The sequence below is a fragment of the Mycobacterium sp. E2497 genome (genome assembly GCF_001668695.1).
In the GTDB taxonomy this organism is placed as follows: domain Bacteria; phylum Actinomycetota; class Actinomycetes; order Mycobacteriales; family Mycobacteriaceae; genus Mycobacterium.
This window is the reverse complement of record NZ_LZKD01000242.1, coordinates 1-14,853: the sequence shown is the minus strand read 5'-3', so window position 1 is coordinate 14,853 and position 14,853 is coordinate 1. Positions and strand designations below refer to the sequence as shown.

16 protein-coding genes and 1 pseudogene are annotated in these 14,853 nt (G+C 69.7%); 14 read left to right on the top strand and 3 right to left on the bottom strand.

What is annotated here, in order from left to right; genetic code table 11:
• The first annotated feature begins 54 nt into the window (after positions 1-54).
• Genes priA through hisI form a run of 4 tightly spaced genes read left to right on the top strand, consistent with a single transcriptional unit; the run spans position 55 to position 2,737 of the window.
• The gene (gene priA / locus A5713_RS22885; protein ID WP_067920810.1) at positions 55-798 is read left to right on the top strand and encodes a bifunctional 1-(5-phosphoribosyl)-5-((5-phosphoribosylamino)methylideneamino)imidazole-4-carboxamide isomerase/phosphoribosylanthranilate isomerase PriA; all 744 of its coding nucleotides are present in this window, start codon (positions 55-57) and stop codon (positions 796-798) included.
• 7 nt (positions 799-805) lie between these two features.
• Positions 806-1,621 carry an inositol monophosphatase gene (locus A5713_RS22880; RefSeq protein WP_068098473.1) on the top strand — a complete coding sequence of 272 codons (816 nt, stop codon included), beginning with the start codon at positions 806-808 and terminating at the stop codon, positions 1,619-1,621.
• Positions 1,608-2,393, top strand: a complete 786-nt coding sequence (gene hisF, locus A5713_RS22875) for an imidazole glycerol phosphate synthase subunit HisF (protein WP_067920814.1) — start codon at positions 1,608-1,610, stop codon at positions 2,391-2,393. The genes A5713_RS22880 and hisF overlap by 14 nt, the downstream gene beginning before the upstream one ends.
• Positions 2,390-2,737: a phosphoribosyl-AMP cyclohydrolase gene (hisI, locus tag A5713_RS22870; protein ID WP_067920816.1), complete on the top strand. Its 348-nt coding sequence runs from the start codon at positions 2,390-2,392 to the stop codon at positions 2,735-2,737. Before hisF ends, hisI begins: the two co-directional genes overlap by 4 nt.
• A gap of 34 nt (positions 2,738-2,771) precedes the next feature.
• On the opposite strand, the gene A5713_RS22865 is transcribed toward hisI, so the two are convergent.
• On the bottom strand, positions 2,772-3,128 hold the full coding sequence (locus A5713_RS22865) for a WhiB family transcriptional regulator (protein ID WP_082973112.1): 357 nt from the start codon (positions 3,126-3,128) through the stop codon (positions 2,772-2,774).
• A 239-nt stretch (positions 3,129-3,367) separates the two neighbouring features.
• Between A5713_RS22865 and A5713_RS22860 the strand changes: the two genes are divergently transcribed.
• Positions 3,368-4,459 carry a calcium:proton antiporter gene (locus A5713_RS22860; protein ID WP_067920817.1) on the top strand — a complete coding sequence of 364 codons (1,092 nt, stop codon included), beginning with the start codon at positions 3,368-3,370 and terminating at the stop codon, positions 4,457-4,459.
• A 3-nt stretch (positions 4,460-4,462) separates the two neighbouring features.
• On the opposite strand, the gene A5713_RS22855 is transcribed toward A5713_RS22860, so the two are convergent.
• On the bottom strand, positions 4,463-4,918 hold the full coding sequence (locus A5713_RS22855) for a peroxiredoxin (protein WP_068098472.1): 456 nt from the start codon (positions 4,916-4,918) through the stop codon (positions 4,463-4,465).
• Positions 4,919-5,013: 95 nt separating this feature from the next.
• Between A5713_RS22855 and A5713_RS22850 the strand changes: the two genes are divergently transcribed.
• From A5713_RS22850 to A5713_RS22810, 9 genes are all read left to right on the top strand, one after another.
• Complete coding sequence (locus A5713_RS22850; protein ID WP_068098471.1) at positions 5,014-6,552, top strand: anthranilate synthase component I; 1,539 nt, start codon at positions 5,014-5,016, stop codon at positions 6,550-6,552.
• The gene (locus tag A5713_RS22845) at positions 6,545-7,234 is read left to right on the top strand and encodes a TIGR02234 family membrane protein (RefSeq protein WP_068098470.1); all 690 of its coding nucleotides are present in this window, start codon (positions 6,545-6,547) and stop codon (positions 7,232-7,234) included. Before A5713_RS22850 ends, A5713_RS22845 begins: the two co-directional genes overlap by 8 nt.
• Positions 7,235-7,347: 113 nt before the next feature.
• Complete coding sequence (trpC, locus tag A5713_RS22840; protein WP_055404126.1) at positions 7,348-8,166, top strand: indole-3-glycerol phosphate synthase TrpC; 819 nt, start codon at positions 7,348-7,350, stop codon at positions 8,164-8,166.
• 17 nt (positions 8,167-8,183) lie between these two features.
• Positions 8,184-9,446 carry a tryptophan synthase subunit beta gene (gene trpB, locus A5713_RS22835; RefSeq protein WP_068098469.1) on the top strand — a complete coding sequence of 421 codons (1,263 nt, stop codon included), beginning with the start codon at positions 8,184-8,186 and terminating at the stop codon, positions 9,444-9,446.
• Positions 9,443-10,258 carry a tryptophan synthase subunit alpha gene (gene trpA, locus A5713_RS22830; protein ID WP_068098468.1) on the top strand — a complete coding sequence of 272 codons (816 nt, stop codon included), beginning with the start codon at positions 9,443-9,445 and terminating at the stop codon, positions 10,256-10,258. Before trpB ends, trpA begins: the two co-directional genes overlap by 4 nt.
• On the top strand, positions 10,255-11,601 hold the full coding sequence (locus A5713_RS22825) for a prolipoprotein diacylglyceryl transferase (protein WP_068098467.1): 1,347 nt from the start codon (positions 10,255-10,257) through the stop codon (positions 11,599-11,601). Before trpA ends, A5713_RS22825 begins: the two co-directional genes overlap by 4 nt.
• A gap of 29 nt (positions 11,602-11,630) precedes the next feature.
• Positions 11,631-12,065 carry a DUF2752 domain-containing protein gene (locus A5713_RS22820; RefSeq protein ID WP_082973111.1) on the top strand — a complete coding sequence of 145 codons (435 nt, stop codon included), beginning with the start codon at positions 11,631-11,633 and terminating at the stop codon, positions 12,063-12,065.
• 66 nt (positions 12,066-12,131) lie between these two features.
• Positions 12,132-13,550, top strand: coding sequence for a pyruvate kinase (pyk, locus tag A5713_RS22815; RefSeq protein ID WP_067920576.1), 1,419 nt, complete (start codon positions 12,132-12,134; stop codon positions 13,548-13,550).
• Positions 13,519-14,463: an acyl-CoA thioesterase II gene (locus tag A5713_RS22810; RefSeq protein WP_197516452.1), complete on the top strand. Its 945-nt coding sequence runs from the start codon at positions 13,519-13,521 to the stop codon at positions 14,461-14,463. The genes pyk and A5713_RS22810 overlap by 32 nt, the downstream gene beginning before the upstream one ends.
• A 167-nt stretch (positions 14,464-14,630) precedes the next feature.
• Here the strand turns inward: A5713_RS22810 and A5713_RS22805 are convergent.
• Positions 14,631-14,853: pseudogene (locus A5713_RS22805) on the bottom strand (hypothetical protein); the annotation flags it as partial.

The window sequence follows — 14,853 nt, the reverse complement described above, 5'->3', positions numbered from 1 at the left end:
GCAAACGTCGAGAGGAAGCGTACCCAGTTGCAGCCTCGGAGCAGAGGAGAAAGCGTGTTGATCTTGTTGCCCGCGGTCGACGTGGTCGATGGCCGCGCGGTGCGGTTGGTCCAGGGCAAGGCGGGCAGCGAAACCGAATACGGTTCGGCGCTGGACGCGGCGCTGGGCTGGCAGCGCGACGGCGCGGACTGGATCCACCTGGTGGACCTGGACGCGGCGTTCGGGCGCGGCTCCAACCGCGAACTGCTCGCCGAGGTGGTCGGCAAGCTCGACGTGCAGGTGGAGCTGTCGGGCGGCATCCGTGACGACGAGTCCCTGGCCGCGGCGCTGGCCACCGGCTGCGCCCGGGTCAACCTGGGCACCGCGGCGCTGGAGAACCCGCAGTGGTGCGCGCGCGCGATCCGCGAGCACGGCGAGAAGGTCGCCGTGGGGCTGGACGTCCAGATCGACCAATCCAGGCCAGCGGGGCAGCACCGGTTGCGCGGCCGCGGTTGGGAAACCGACGGCGGTGACCTGTGGGAAGTGCTGGAACGCCTTGACCGCGAAGGCTGTTCGCGCTTCGTCGTCACCGACGTCACCAAGGACGGCACGCTGGGCGGTCCCAACCTCGACCTGCTGGCCGCCGTCGCCGACCGGACCGACGCCCCGGTGATCGCCTCCGGCGGCGTGTCAAGCCTGGACGACCTGCGCGCGATCGCCACCCTGACCGACCGCGGCGTCGAAGGAGCCATCGTCGGGAAAGCCCTCTACGCCGGGCGGTTCACCCTGCCGCAGGCGCTGGCCGCGGTTGCGGGGTAGGGCCGCGATGGACCTGGAGGCGTTGGTGAAGAAGGCGGCGGCGATCCTCGACGACGCCACCGAGCCGTTCCTGGCCGGCCACCGCGCCGATTCGGCGGTCCAGAAGAAGGGCAACGACTTCGCCACCGACGTCGACCTCGCGATCGAGCGGCAGGTGGTCGACGCGCTGACCGAGGCAACCGGAATCGGGGTGCACGGCGAGGAATTCGGCGGCACGGACGTCGACTCCGAATGGGTGTGGGTGCTCGACCCCGTCGACGGCACGTTCAACTACGCCGCCGGCTCCCCGATGGCGGGCATTCTGCTGGGCCTGCTGCACCGTGGCGACCCGGTCGCCGGGCTGACCTGGCTGCCCTTCGTCGACCAGCGTTACACCGCGGTGGTGGGCGGCCCGTTGCTGAAAAACGGTGTCCCGCAGCCGCCGCTGGCCGACATCGACCTGGCCGACGCCCTGATCGGCGCCGGCTCCTTCAGCGCCGACGCGCGGGGCCGGTTCCCGGGGCGCTACCGGATCGCAGTGCTGGAGAACCTCAGCCGGGTCTCGTCGCGGTTGCGTATGCACGGCTCCACCGGACTCGACCTCGCCTACGTCGCCGACGGAGTCCTCGGCGGCTCAATCAGTTTCGGCGGCCACGTGTGGGACCACGCGGCCGGGGTCGCGCTGGTGCGGGCCGCGGGCGGCGTCGTCACCGACGTCCACGGCGAACCCTGGACCCCGGCGTCGGATTCCGCACTGGCCGCGGGCCCCCGCGCGCACGCCGAGATTCTCGAGATCCTGCGCGGCACCGGTCGACCGGAGGACTTCCGAGATGCCCGCCGGTAACGGCCTTGCGGTGCGGGTCATTCCCTGCCTGGACGTCGATGCCGGGCGGGTGGTCAAGGGGGTCAACTTCGAAAACCTGCGCGACGCGGGCGATCCCGTCGAGCTCGCCGCGGCCTACGACGCCGAGGGCGCCGACGAGCTCACCTTCCTCGACGTCACCGCCTCGTCGTCGGGGCGGGCCACGATGCTGGACGTGGTGCGCCGCACGGCCGAGCAGGTGTTCATCCCGCTGACCGTCGGCGGCGGGGTGCGCACGGTGGCCGATGTCGACGTCTTGCTGCGGGCGGGCGCCGACAAGGTGTCGATCAACACCGCCGCAATCGCCCGCCCCGACCTGCTGGAGGAAATGGCGAGGCAGTTCGGCTCGCAGTGCATCGTGCTGTCGGTCGACGCCCGCACGGTGCCCCCGGGTTCGGTGCCGACGCCGTCGGGGTGGGAGGTCACCACGCACGGCGGGCGCCGTGGGACAGGCATCGACGCCGTCGAATGGGCTTCTCGCGGAGCCGATCTGGGGGTGGGAGAGATCCTGCTGAATTCGATGGACGCCGACGGCACCAAGGCCGGGTTCGACCTGGAGATGCTGCGGGCGGTGCGTTCGGCGGTCACGGTGCCGGTGATCGCCAGCGGCGGCGCCGGCGCGGCCGAACACTTCGCGCCGGCGGTCGCCGCGGGCGCCGATGCGGTGTTGGCGGCCAGCGTCTTTCACTTCCGGGAGCTGACCATCGGTCAGGTGAAGGCCGCCATGGCGGCCGAAGGGATCACCGTGCGATGACGCTGGACCCACAGATCGCCGCGCGCCTGAAACGCAACGCCGAAGGCCTGTTCACGGCCGTCGTGCAGGAACGCGGCAGCGGCGACGTGCTGATGGTCGCCTGGATGGACGACGCGGCGCTGGCCCGCACGCTCGAAACCCGTGAGGCGACGTACTTTTCGCGGTCCCGCGCCCAGCAGTGGGTCAAGGGCGCGACGTCCGGCCACACCCAACACGTGCACTCGGTGCGGCTGGACTGCGACGGGGACGCCGTACTGCTCACGGTCGACCAGGTGGGCGGCGCCTGTCACACCGGCGACCACAGCTGCTTCGACGCCGACGTACTGCTGCAGCCCGAGGCCTAGGTTCGTCGCGGTGTCGGCGATCCGCCCCGCGACGCTAGTTCGCGGTGCGACGCTGACCCTGGGCGGCGGCCAGGAAGTCGACCCAGGACACCACCTCGGAGTGCTTTCTGAGCAGGGCACGGCGCTGGCGTTCCGTCATGCCGCCCCAGACTCCCCACTCGACCCGGTTGTCGAGCGCATCGGCGCCGCATTCCAGGATCACCGGGCAGTGCCGGCAGATCGTTGCGGCCTTTCTCTGGGCGGCGCCGCGAACGAACAGCCCGTCCGGGTTGCCGTTCCGGCAGAGGGCTTTGGAAACCCAGTCAGTGCGGTCGTCGTCCTTCGCGCTGCGCAGATGGTTGCGAATTGAGCTGTTGGCGCCGCTGTGTGCGGTGGTCCGGGTAGCTAACACCGCTTCCCCCTTCGATCCGGGCCGGCTACTTGACTTCCCTCCGGATCAGCCCGTGTAAACCTGAGGCGAATGTTGCGACCGTATGGAAGGCCGCCGGGTGGGCGTTAGGGGCTTTTGTCCCCAGCGCCCGGGGACTTTCGGTTCAAGAAATGTTGTCGCGGCGTCGCCGGGCGGCCCGGGAGGCCGGAACCGTGCTCCGAAGTCGCCCGAACGGGTGCCGTCGATGAGAATGGCGGTCGATGTTGAGACGGATGTCGTGGACCGCGGTCGTACCGTTGCTTGCCGTCGGGGTGCTGGCCGTGATCTGGGGCGAACGGCTCCGCCCGGCACTGGCCGCGGTGGTGGCGGCATTCCTCATCGGGGCGGTGCTGGCCGCGGTGCATCACGCCGAGGTGGTCGCGGCCCGGGTCGGCGAGCCATTCGGGTCCCTGGTGCTCGCGGCCGCGGTGACGGTGATCGAGGTGGCCCTCATCGTCGAGCTGATGGCATCCGGGGGCAACGAAGCAGCGACGCTGGCCAGGGACACCGTGTTCGCCGCGCTGATGATCACCACCAACGGCATCGCGGGGCTGTCGCTGCTGATGGGTTCGCGGCGTTATGGCGTCACGCTGTTCAACGCCGAGGGCAGCGGCGCGGCGCTGGCCACCCTGACCACGCTGGCGACGCTGAGCCTGGTGCTCCCGGCGTTCACGATCAGCGGCCTGGGCAAGGAGTTCTCGCCCGGGCAGCTGGTCTTCGCGGCGGTCGCCTCGCTGCTGCTGTACCTGGTCTTCGTGTTCACGCAGACGGTGCGCCACCGCGACTTCTTCCTGCCGGTCGCGCAGAAGGGCCAGAAGCGGCTGTTCGAGGACGAGAGCCACGCGGACCCGCCGAGCCGCGGCGCGGCGCTGGGCAGCCTGGGGCTGCTGCTGGTCGCCCTGCTCGCGGTCGTGGGGCTGGCCGAGGAGGAGTCGCCGGCCGTCGAGAGCGCGGTGACGGCGGTGGGATTCCCGCAGTCCTTCGTCGGCGTCGTGATCGCCTCGTTGGTGCTGCTGCCGGAAACCCTCGCCGCGGTGCGCGCGTCGCGGCAGGGCCGCATCCAGATCAGCCTCAACCTGGCCTACGGCTCGGCGTTGGCGAGCATCGGGCTGACCATCCCCGCGATCGCGCTGGCGTCGATCTGGCTCAAGGGACCGCTGGTGCTCGGCCTGGGCGCCATCCAATTGGTGCTGCTGGCGCTGACCGTCGTGATCAGCATGCTGACGGTGGTGCCCGGCCGGGCCACGCGGCTGCAGGGCGAGCTGCACCTGGTGCTGCTCGCCGCCTACGTGTTCCTGGCGATCAGCCCCTGACGCTCAGCGGGCGCGCAGCGTCTGCAGCGCCTTGTCCGCGTGGGCGTCCATGCTGAACTCGCTGGAGATCACGTCGAGCACCGTGCGATCGGTGTCGATGACGAAGGTGGTGCGCTTGACCGGCATCAACTTGCCGAGCAGGCCGCGCTTGACGCCGAACTGCGCGGCGACGGTCCCGTCCGTGTCGGACAGCAGCGGGTAGTCGAACTTCTGCATGTCGGCGAACTTGGCCTGCTTGTGCACGGGATCGACGCTGATGCCGACCCGGTTGGCCCCGACGGCGGCGAATTCGGCGGCCTGGTCCCGGAAGTGGCAGGCCTCCTTGGTGCAGCCCGGCGTCATGGCGGCGGGATAGAAGAACAGCACCACCGGTCCGCCGGCGAGCAGGTCGCTGAGCTTGCGTGGCGTCCCCGTTTGATCGGCAAGTTCGAAGTCCGCGACGGTGTCACCGGGTTTCATGTCGCGAGCGTAACGCCACCGCGGCCGGCGGGCCTCAGGAGCGCGGCCACGTTACGCTCGCGAGCCGCCGGGAGCTCGTCTGCGAGGATGGTTCGGTGCACGCCCACCTCGCCGCGACGACCTCACGAGAGGACTTCCGCCAGCTCGCAGCCGAGCACCGCGTGGTTCCGGTGACCCGCAAGGTGCTCGCCGACAGCGAGACACCGCTGTCGGCCTACCGCAAGCTCGCCGCCAATCGCCCGGGCACGTTCCTGCTGGAATCGGCCGAGCACGGCCGGTCCTGGTCGCGCTGGTCGTTCATCGGCGCAGGCGCGCCGTCGGCGTTGACCGTCCGCGGCGGCGAAGCGGTCTGGCTCGGGGCCGTGCCGCAGGACGCGCCCACCGGGGGCGACCCGCTGCACGCGCTGCGGGCCACCCTCGAGCTGCTGGCCACCGGCACCCTGCCCGGGCTGCCACCGCTGTCCGGCGGCATGGTCGGCTTGTTCGCCTACGACATGGTGCGGCGCCTGGAACGCCTGCCCGAGCTGGCCGTCGACGACCTGCACCTGCCGGACATGCTGCTACTGCTGGCCACCGACGTGGCGGCCGTCGACCACCACGAGGGCACCATCACGCTGATCGCCAACGCGGTGAACTGGAACGGCACCGACGAGCGGGTCGACGAGGCCTACGACGACGCGGTCGCCCGCCTGGACGTGATGACCTCGGCGCTGGGCCAGCCGCTGCCGTCCACGGTCGCCACGTTCGACCGGCCCGAGCCGCGATACCGCGCGCAGCGCACCGTCGAGGAGTACGGCAAGATCGTCGACTACCTCGTCGACCAGATCGCCGCCGGTGAGGCCTTCCAAGTGGTGCCCTCCCAGCGGTTCGAGATGGACACCGACGTCGACCCGATCGACGTGTACCGGATGCTGCGGGTCACCAACCCGAGCCCCTACATGTACCTGATGCATGTCCCGAATGATCATGGGGAAACGGACTTTTCGGTCGTGGGCTCCAGCCCGGAGGCGCTGGTCACCGTTCACGACGGCTGGGCGACGACGCATCCGATCGCCGGCACCCGGTGGCGGGGGCAGACCGACGAAGAGGATCAGCTGCTGGAAAAGGAACTGCTGGCCGACGAGAAGGAACGCGCCGAGCACCTGATGCTGGTGGACCTGGGCCGCAACGACCTGGGCCGGGTGTGCGCGCCGGGCACCGTGCGCGTCGAGGACTACAGCCACATCGAGCGCTACAGCCACGTCATGCATCTGGTGTCGACGGTGACGGGGATGCTCGCCGAGGGCCGCACCGCGCTGGACGCGGTGACGGCCTGCTTCCCGGCCGGCACGCTGTCGGGCGCACCCAAGGTGCGGGCCATGGAGCTGATCGAGGAGGTGGAGAAGACGCGGCGCGGACTCTACGGCGGCGTGGTCGGCTACCTCGATTTCGCCGGCAACGCCGACTTCGCGATCGCCATCCGCACCGCGCTGATGCGCGACGGCACCGCCTACGTGCAGGCCGGCGGCGGGGTGGTGGCCGACTCCAACGGCCCCTACGAGTACACCGAGGCGTCCAACAAGGCGCGCGCGGTGCTCAACGCGATCGCCGCCGCCGAGACGCTGACCGCCCCGGAGGCCGGCCGCCATGGCTGACGCCCGGCCCAACCGCCGGGCAAGGCTGGCCGTCGGGATGGCCCAGGTCTTGCTGGTGCTGTCGGCGGCGGCGTTGTGGGCGGCGTCCCGGCTGCCGTGGGTGGTGATCCGGTCGTTCGACGGGCTCGGACCGCCGCGCGAGGTGACGCTGTCCGGCGCGTCGTGGTCGACGGCGCTGCTGCCGTTGGCGGTGCTCATGCTGGCGGCGGCCGTGGCGGCGATCGCGGTGCGCGGCTGGCCGCTGCGGGCGCTGGCGGGGCTGCTGGCCCTGGCCAGCCTGGCCGTCGGATACCTCGGCGTCAGTCTGTGGGCGCTGCCCGACGTCGCCGTGCGCGGGGCCGATCTGGCCCACGTCGCGGTGATGACGCTGGTGGGCAGCGAGCGGCGCTACGTCGGCGCCGGCATCGCGGTGGCCGCGGCGGCGTGCACCCTGATCGCTGCCGTCCTGTTGCTGCGGTCGGCCGGCGATCCCGGGGCGGCGAGGCTGAGCGCCCGAAAGTATGCGGCCCCGGCGACGCGCCGCTCGAATGCGCTACGCGACGACGCCGATGGCGCGATGCTGGAGCAGCCGGAGACGTCGGAAATGTCGGAGCGGATGATCTGGGACGCGCTTGACGAGGGCTGTGACCCAACGCAGGAGCCGACCGATCTGCCCCGCGGCTCGGACACCGAGGGTCGGTGACGGGCCGCGAGCCGGGGGCCGCTACCCTTCATTCACGTCGTCGCAATCGGCTCCGATTTGTCAGGTAGGCCGTGGGGTGACGATGGGTGACAGCGCGAAGGGAAGCAACAGGCATGAGTCCGGCTACCGTGCTTGACTCCATCCTCGAGGGAGTCCGGGCCGACGTCGCCGCGCGCGAAGCCCTCATCAGCTTGTCCGAGATCAAAGCCGCCGCCGCCGCGGCGCCGCCACCGCGTGACGTGATGGCCGCCCTGCGCGAGCCCGGCATCGGCGTCATCGCCGAAGTCAAGCGCGCCAGCCCGTCGGCGGGTTCCCTGGCCACCATCGCCGATCCGGCGAAACTGGCCCGCGCGTACGAGGACGGCGGAGCCCGGATCATCAGCGTGCTGACCGAGGAGCGACGCTTCCACGGCTCGCTCGACGACCTCGACGCGGTCCGCGCCGCCGTCTCGATACCGGTGTTGCGGAAAGACTTTGTGGTGCAGCCGTATCAGATCCACGAAGCCCGCGCGCACGGCGCCGACATGTTGTTGCTCATTGTCGCCGCGCTGGACCAGTCCGCCCTGGTGTCGATGCTGGACCGCACCGAATCGCTGGGCATGACCGCCCTCGTCGAGGTGCACACCGAGGAGGAAGCCGACCGAGCGCTGAAGGCGGGGGCCAACGTAATCGGTGTCAACGCACGCGATCTCGCGACGCTGGAAGTCGACCGGGATTGCTTTGCGCGCATCGCTCCCGGGCTGCCCAGCAACGTGATCAGGATCGCCGAGTCCGGTGTTCGTGGCACCGGGGACCTGTTGGCGTATGCCGGCGCCGGTGCGGACGCCGTTCTGGTCGGTGAGGGTTTGGTCAAAAGCGGTGACCCGCGCGCCGCGGTCGCCGACCTGGTCACCGCGGGCACCCACCCGTCCTGCCCGAAGCCGTCTCGCTAGTCGTCAAGTCGCTGGTGATGGTCAACCTGTCCCGCTCGGACCTTCCCCGTCCGAGTGCAGCCGTCGCCGAAACCACCCGCCACGAACCCGATGCGGGCGGCCATTTCGGTGTTTACGGCGGCCGCTACGTCGCGGAGGCGTTGATGGCGGTGATCGAAGAGGTCACCGCCGCCTACGAGAAGGAACGCATCAACCCCGACTTCCTGGACACCCTGGACGATCTGCAGGTCAACTACACCGGCCGGCCGTCGCCGCTGTACGAGGCCACCCGGCTGTCCGAACACGCCGGTGCCGCGCGCATCTTCCTCAAGCGAGAAGACCTGAACCACACCGGTTCTCACAAGATCAACAACGTGCTCGGTCAGGCGCTGCTGGCCAAGCGAATGGGCAAGACCCGGGTGATCGCCGAGACGGGCGCCGGTCAGCACGGCGTCGCCACGGCCACCGCGTGCGCCTTGCTGGGCCTGGAATGTGTGATCTACATGGGCGCGGTGGACACCGCGCGCCAGGCGCTCAACGTGGCCCGGATGCGACTGCTGGGCGCCGAGGTGGTGTCCGTGCAGAGCGGCTCGAAAACGCTCAAAGACGCCATCAACGAGGCGTTTCGTGACTGGGTGACCAACGCCGAGCGCACCTACTACTGCTTCGGCACCGCCGCGGGACCGCACCCGTTCCCGGCGATGGTGCGCGATTTTCAACGCATCATCGGGCTGGAGGCGCGGGTGCAGATCCAGGCCCAGGCGGGCCGGTTGCCCGACGCGGTAGTGGCCTGTGTCGGTGGGGGATCCAACGCCATCGGCATCTTCCACCCGTTCATCGACGATGCGGGGGTCCGCCTGGTCGGCTTCGAGGCGGCCGGTGACGGCGTCGAAACCGGAAGGCACGCCGCGACGTTCGCCGGCGGCTCACCCGGTGCCTTCCAGGGGTCGTTCTCCTACCTGCTACAGGACGAGGATGGCCAGACCATCGAATCGCATTCGATCTCAGCGGGTTTGGACTATCCGGGGGTGGGCCCCGAGCATGCGTATCTCAAGGAGATCGGGCGTGCCGAATACCGGCCGATCACCGACGCCGAGGCGATGGACGCGTTCGCGCTGCTGTGCCGCACCGAGGGGATCATCCCGGCGATCGAATCGGCGCACGCGGTCGCCGGCGCGGTCAAGCTGGGCCTCGAGCTGGGGCCGGGCGCGATCATCGTGGTGAACCTCTCGGGCCGCGGTGACAAGGACGTCGAGACGGCCGCGAAATGGTTCGGCCTGATGGGGCCCAGCGAGCGATGAACGTGCAACAGCGGCAAGCAAGCAGGCTCGGGCCGGTCTTCGACGCGTGCCGCGCGGACGACCGTGCCGCGTTGATCGGCTACCTGCCCACCGGTTACCCCGACGTGCGGGCCTCGGTGGACGGGATGATTGCCCTCGTCGAATCGGGTTGCGACATCATCGAAGTCGGTGTGCCCTACTCCGATCCCGGCATGGACGGGCCGACCATCGCCCGCGCCACCGAGGCCGCGTTGCACGCGGGAGTGCGGGTCCGGGACACGCTCGCCGCCGTCGAGGCGATCAGTGCGGCCGGTGGGCGCGCGGTCGTGATGACGTATTGGAATCCGGTGCTGCGGTACGGGGTCGACGCGTTCGCGCGGGATCTCGCGTCGGCCGGGGGACAGGGCCTGATCACCCCGGACCTCATCCCCGACGAAGCGGGGCCGTGGCTGGCGGCCGCCGAGGAGCATCGGCTGGATCGGATTTTCCTGGTGGCACCGTCCTCGACACCGCAACGGCTGGCGATGACCGTCGAGGCGTCGCGGGGATTCGTCTACGCTGCTTCCACGATGGGGGTAACCGGAGCGCGGGACGCGGTGTCGCAGGCCGCACCCGAACTGGTGGCACGGGTGAAGGCCGTGTCGGACATACCGGTCGGCGTCGGCCTCGGCGTGCGGTCGCGAGAGCAGGCGGCGCAGATCGCCGACTACGCCGACGGGGTGATCGTCGGGTCCGCGCTGGTGTCGGCGCTCGGTGACGGTGGGTTGCCCGCGCTGCGCGCGCTCACCGAGGAGCTGGCCGCCGGTGTGCGGCAGAGGGCGTCCGGCCGATGACGATGTTGCCGACGTATTTCCCGAGCCCGCACCAAGGTGTCTGGCACCTGGGGCCGCTGCCGATTCGCGCCTACGCGCTGTTCATCATCACCGGCATCGTGGTGGCCCTGCTGATCGGCGACCGGCGCTGGGAGGCCCGCGGCGGCCAGCGCGGGGTCATCTACGACATCGCCCTGTGGGTCGTGCCGTTCGGATTGGTGGGCGGCAGGCTGTATCACCTGGCCACCGACTGGCGGACCTATTGGGGGCCCGGTGGAGCGGGGCTCGGTGCGGCGGTGCGGATTTGGGACGGCGGCCTGGGCATCTGGGGCGCGGTGGCGCTCGGCGGTGTCGGAGCCTGGATCGGTTGCCGGCGGCACGGCATCCCGCTGCCGGCCTTCGCCGACGCGATTGCGCCGGGCATCATCCTGGCGCAGGCCATCGGCCGGCTCGGGAACTATTTCAACCAGGAGCTCTACGGCCGGGAAACCACGCTGCCGTGGGGCCTGGAGATCTTCTACCGCCGGGACCCCTCGGGGTACGTCGACCCCCATTCGTTGGACGGTGTCTCCACCGGCCAGGTGGCGCTGGTCGTGCAGCCGACGTTTCTCTACGAATTGATCTGGAACGTCTTGGTTTTCGCCTTCCTGCTCTACGCGGACCGGCGGTTCACGCTGGGCCACGGGCGGCTGTTCGCGCTGTATGTGGCCAGCTACTGCATCGGGCGCTTCGGTGTGGAGCTGCTACGCGACGACACCGCCACCCACATCGCGGGTATCCGGATCAACTCGTTCACATCGACTTTCGTGTTCATCGGCGCGGTGGTGTACATCATGGTGGCGCCGAAGGGGCGGGAGGCACCCGAGAGCCTGCGCGGCACCGACCACACCGCCGCGGAATCCCCGGCGGAGGTGCCGGCGGACGAGTCACCGACCGTCGTCTCGGCCGAGGCAGCGACCGCGGCGGTCGCGGCGGGTGCCGGCGGTGACGACGATGAATCCGCCGAGCCGGCGGAAAACGGCGAGGCTGCCCACGTAGACGAGCCCGAGACGGTCAAAGCGGAGGCTGCCGAAGAGCCCGGAGAGGCCGAGGAGCCGGAAGCGCAAGAGCCCGAAGCGGACGAGGCCGAGGGCGCAGCCGAAGAGGGTCAGCTCGACGAACCAGAGGCGGAAGTCGAGGAAGAGCCCGACGCCGATGAGTCCGAGGGCGACAAACCGGAGGCCGAAGAGCCCGAACCCGAGGCGGGCGATGAATCCGAGCCAGAGGCGGCACAGGACTCGGCCGAACCGGCTTCGGCCGCCGAGCCGTACAAGTCACCACGCAGCCGCTGGAGGCTGCGAAGGAACCGGCCGTCGAACAGCTAGTGGCTTGCTGCGTCTGGCATGCTGAGAATGTGACGCAACCGCATTCAGCTGGACAAGCGGTGGAACGGCGTCACGGCCCGCGCCGATACGCCGCCGCCGCCGGAACCGCGTTGGCGCTGGGCGGCGCGCTCGGCTACATCGGCCTGGTCGACCCGCACAACAGCAATTCGGTGTATCCGCTGTGCCCCTTCAAATGGCTGACCGGATGGAACTGCCCGTTCTGCGGTGGCCTGCGGATGACAAACGACCTGCTGCACGGCCACCTGGCCGCCGCCGTCAACGACAACGTTCTCCTGCTGTTCGGCATCCCGATGCTGGCCGGCTGGCTGCTGGTCGGCCGTGGTCGCGGCAAGCCGGCGCCGTCAACGGCGGCCTGGCTGACGATGGTGCTGGCTGTCATCGCGTGGACGGTGGTGCGTAACCTGCCCGGCTTCCCGCTGTTTCCGGCGATTCAGAGTGGTTAACGCGTCCGCCGCGCGAACGCCGTTCGGTCGGACCGGGCTGCTCTCACGCGACTATGCTGTGTCGGCGTGAGTAGACGCGGAAAGATCGTCTGCACCCTTGGCCCTGCGACGAATTCGGACGAGCTGATTCTGGCGCTGGTCGAGGCCGGAATGGACGTCGCCCGGTTGAACTTCAGTCACGGCGACTACTCCGACCACAAGGCCGCCTACGAGCGTGTGCGGGCCGCCTCCGACACCACGGGCCGCGCGGTTGGGGTGCTCGCCGACCTGCAGGGCCCGAAGATCCGGCTGGGGCGGTTCGCGACCGGGTCCACGTACTGGGCCGACGGCGAAACCGTGTGCATCACCGTCGCGGACTGCGAAGGCACCCACGACCGCGTGTCGACCACTTACAAGAAGCTGGCCGCGGACGCGACGGTCGGGGATCGGGTGCTGGTCGACGATGGCAAGGTCGGCCTGGTCGTCGAGCGCATCGAGGGCGACGACGTCATCTGCACCGTGGAAGAGGGCGGCCCTGTCAGCAACAACAAGGGCATCTCGCTGCCCGGCATGAACGTGTCCGCACCGGCCTTGTCCGAGAAGGACATCGAGGACCTGACGTTCGCGCTGGATCTCGGCGTCGACCTGGTGGCGTTGTCGTTCGTGCGCTCGCCGTCCGACGTCGAGTTGGTGCACGAGGTGATGGACCGGATCGGGCGGCGGGTGCCGGTGATCGCCAAACTGGAAAAGCCGGAAGCCGTCGACAATCTGGAAGCGATCGTGCTGGCCTTCGACGCCGTCATGGTGGCCCGCGGCGACCTCGGCGTCGAGTTGCCGCTCGAAGAGGTGCCGCTGGTGCAGAAGCGCGCCATCCAGATGGCCCGGGAGAACGCCAAACCCGTCATCGTGGCGACGCAGATGCTCGACTCCATGATCGAGAACTCGCGGCCCACGCGGGCCGAGGCCTCCGACGTCGCCAACGCGGTGCTCGACGGCGCCGACGCGGTGATGTTGTCGGGCGAGACGTCGGTGGGGAAGTATCCGCTGGCTGCCGTCCGGACCATGGCCCGGATCATCTGTGCCGTCGAGGACAATTCGACCGCCGCTCCGCCGCTGACGCACGTGCCACGCACCAAGCGCGGGGTGATCTCGTACGCCGCCCGCGACATCGGCGAGCGGCTCGACGCCAAGGCGCTGGTCGCCTTCACCCAGTCCGGCGACACCGTCAAGCGGCTGGCGCGACTGCACACCCCGCTGCCGCTGCTGGCCTTCACCGCGTGGCCCGAGGTGCGCAGCCAACTCGCCATGACCTGGGGCACCGAGACGTTCATCGTCCCGATGATGACCTCGACCGACGGCATGATCCGCCAGGTCGACAAGTCGCTGCTCGACCTCGGCCGCTACAAGCGCGGTGACCTGGTGGTCATCGTCGCCGGTGCGCCACCTGGCACAGTGGGTTCGACCAACCTGATCCATGTGCACCGGATCGGGGAGGACGACGTTTAGCGCAACGACCCATGGGACCCCGGTAGGAGACGCCGCCATCAGCACCAATTCGGATTTCGAGGAACTGCTGGCGACGCTCGACCTCAACCGCGTCACCGACGAGCGTTTTGTCGGGTCTCATCCCAGCAAGAACCCCATGCGGACTTTCGGCGGCCAGCTCATGGCCCAGTCGTTCGTCGCGAGCAGCCGCACGCTGGTCCGCGACGACCTGCCGCCCAGCGCGCTATCCGTGCACTTCGTCAACGGCGGCGACACCGCCAAGGACATCGAGTTCCACGTCACCAAGCTGCGTGACGAGCGGCGCTTCGCCAATCGGCGCGTCGACGCCGTGCAGGACGGCGTGCTGTTGTCCTCGGCGATGGTCTCCTACATGTCCGGCGGCCGCGGCCTGGAACACGCCGTCGACCCGCCGCAGGTGGGTGAGCCCGAAACGCAGCCGCCGATCGGCGAGCTGCTCCGCGGTTACGAGGAGACCGTCCCGCACTTCGTCAACGCCCTGCAGCCGATCGAATGGCGCTACACCAACGACCCGGCCTGGGTGATGCGCGAGAAGGGCGACCGGCTGCCCTACAACCGGGTCTGGATGAAGGCCGGCGGCGCCATGCCGGACGACCCGGTCCTGCACACCGCGACCATGGTGTACTCCTCGGACACCACGGTGCTGGACTCGGTGATCACCACCCACGGCCTGTCGTGGGGGTTCGACCGCATCTTCGCCGCCTCCGCCAACCATTCCGTGTGGTTTCACCGGCAGGTCAACTTCGACGACTGGGTGCTGTATTCGACGTCGTCGCCCGTGGCCGCGGAGTCGCGCGGGCTCGGCACCGGCCACTTCTTCGACCGCTCCGGGCAGGTCCTCGCCACGGTGGTCCAAGAAGGGGTGCTGAAATACTTTCCGCCCGCCCGCCGATAGATCGGGCGGGATACCCGCAGGACGTCGCCGCGGATTCGGCCCAGATGGGGCCAGATCGGGCGTAAGTTCGTGGCAGCCGGGTATTCGGTGCAGAGGCGGCGATCAGCCGCCCAGCTGGAACGTCAGCGCATCGGGAGGTGGTTGTGAGCGGGCCCTTGGTCGAGGTCTCAGCGAAGCCCCGCGCGCGCGAGCGCGTCGTCGTCTCGGTCGATTCGCGGGCAGCCCGGTTGATCGGTGTAGTGCCAGGCCGGCTGGTGATGGTGGCGGGCAAGGATCTCGCCCAGCCAGCAGGTGGCGCTGAGCAGGGCCAGCGCACCGATCAACCGGGCTGCCCGCGAATCGACCGAGACGACGACGCGCTCGCGCGCGCGGGGCTTCGCTGAGACCTCG

Coding starts and splice junctions, on each gene's coding strand:
- trpA (WP_068098468.1), top strand. CDS start 9,443: ATGAACGTGCAACAGCGGCAAGCAAGCAGGCTCGGGCCGGTCTTCGAC.
- A5713_RS22880 (WP_068098473.1), top strand. CDS start 806: ATGGACCTGGAGGCGTTGGTGAAGAAGGCGGCGGCGATCCTCGACGAC.
- A5713_RS22860 (WP_067920817.1), top strand. CDS start 3,368: ATGTTGAGACGGATGTCGTGGACCGCGGTCGTACCGTTGCTTGCCGTC.
- A5713_RS22810 (WP_197516452.1), top strand. CDS start 13,519: ATGTGCACCGGATCGGGGAGGACGACGTTTAGCGCAACGACCCATGGG.
- A5713_RS22845 (WP_068098470.1), top strand. CDS start 6,545: ATGGCTGACGCCCGGCCCAACCGCCGGGCAAGGCTGGCCGTCGGGATG.
- hisI (WP_067920816.1), top strand. CDS start 2,390: ATGACGCTGGACCCACAGATCGCCGCGCGCCTGAAACGCAACGCCGAA.
- A5713_RS22855 (WP_068098472.1), bottom strand. CDS start 4,918: ATGAAACCCGGTGACACCGTCGCGGACTTCGAACTTGCCGATCAAACG.
- trpC (WP_055404126.1), top strand. CDS start 7,348: ATGAGTCCGGCTACCGTGCTTGACTCCATCCTCGAGGGAGTCCGGGCC.
- A5713_RS22825 (WP_068098467.1), top strand. CDS start 10,255: ATGACGATGTTGCCGACGTATTTCCCGAGCCCGCACCAAGGTGTCTGG.
- hisF (WP_067920814.1), top strand. CDS start 1,608: ATGCCCGCCGGTAACGGCCTTGCGGTGCGGGTCATTCCCTGCCTGGAC.
- trpB (WP_068098469.1), top strand. CDS start 8,184: ATGGTCAACCTGTCCCGCTCGGACCTTCCCCGTCCGAGTGCAGCCGTC.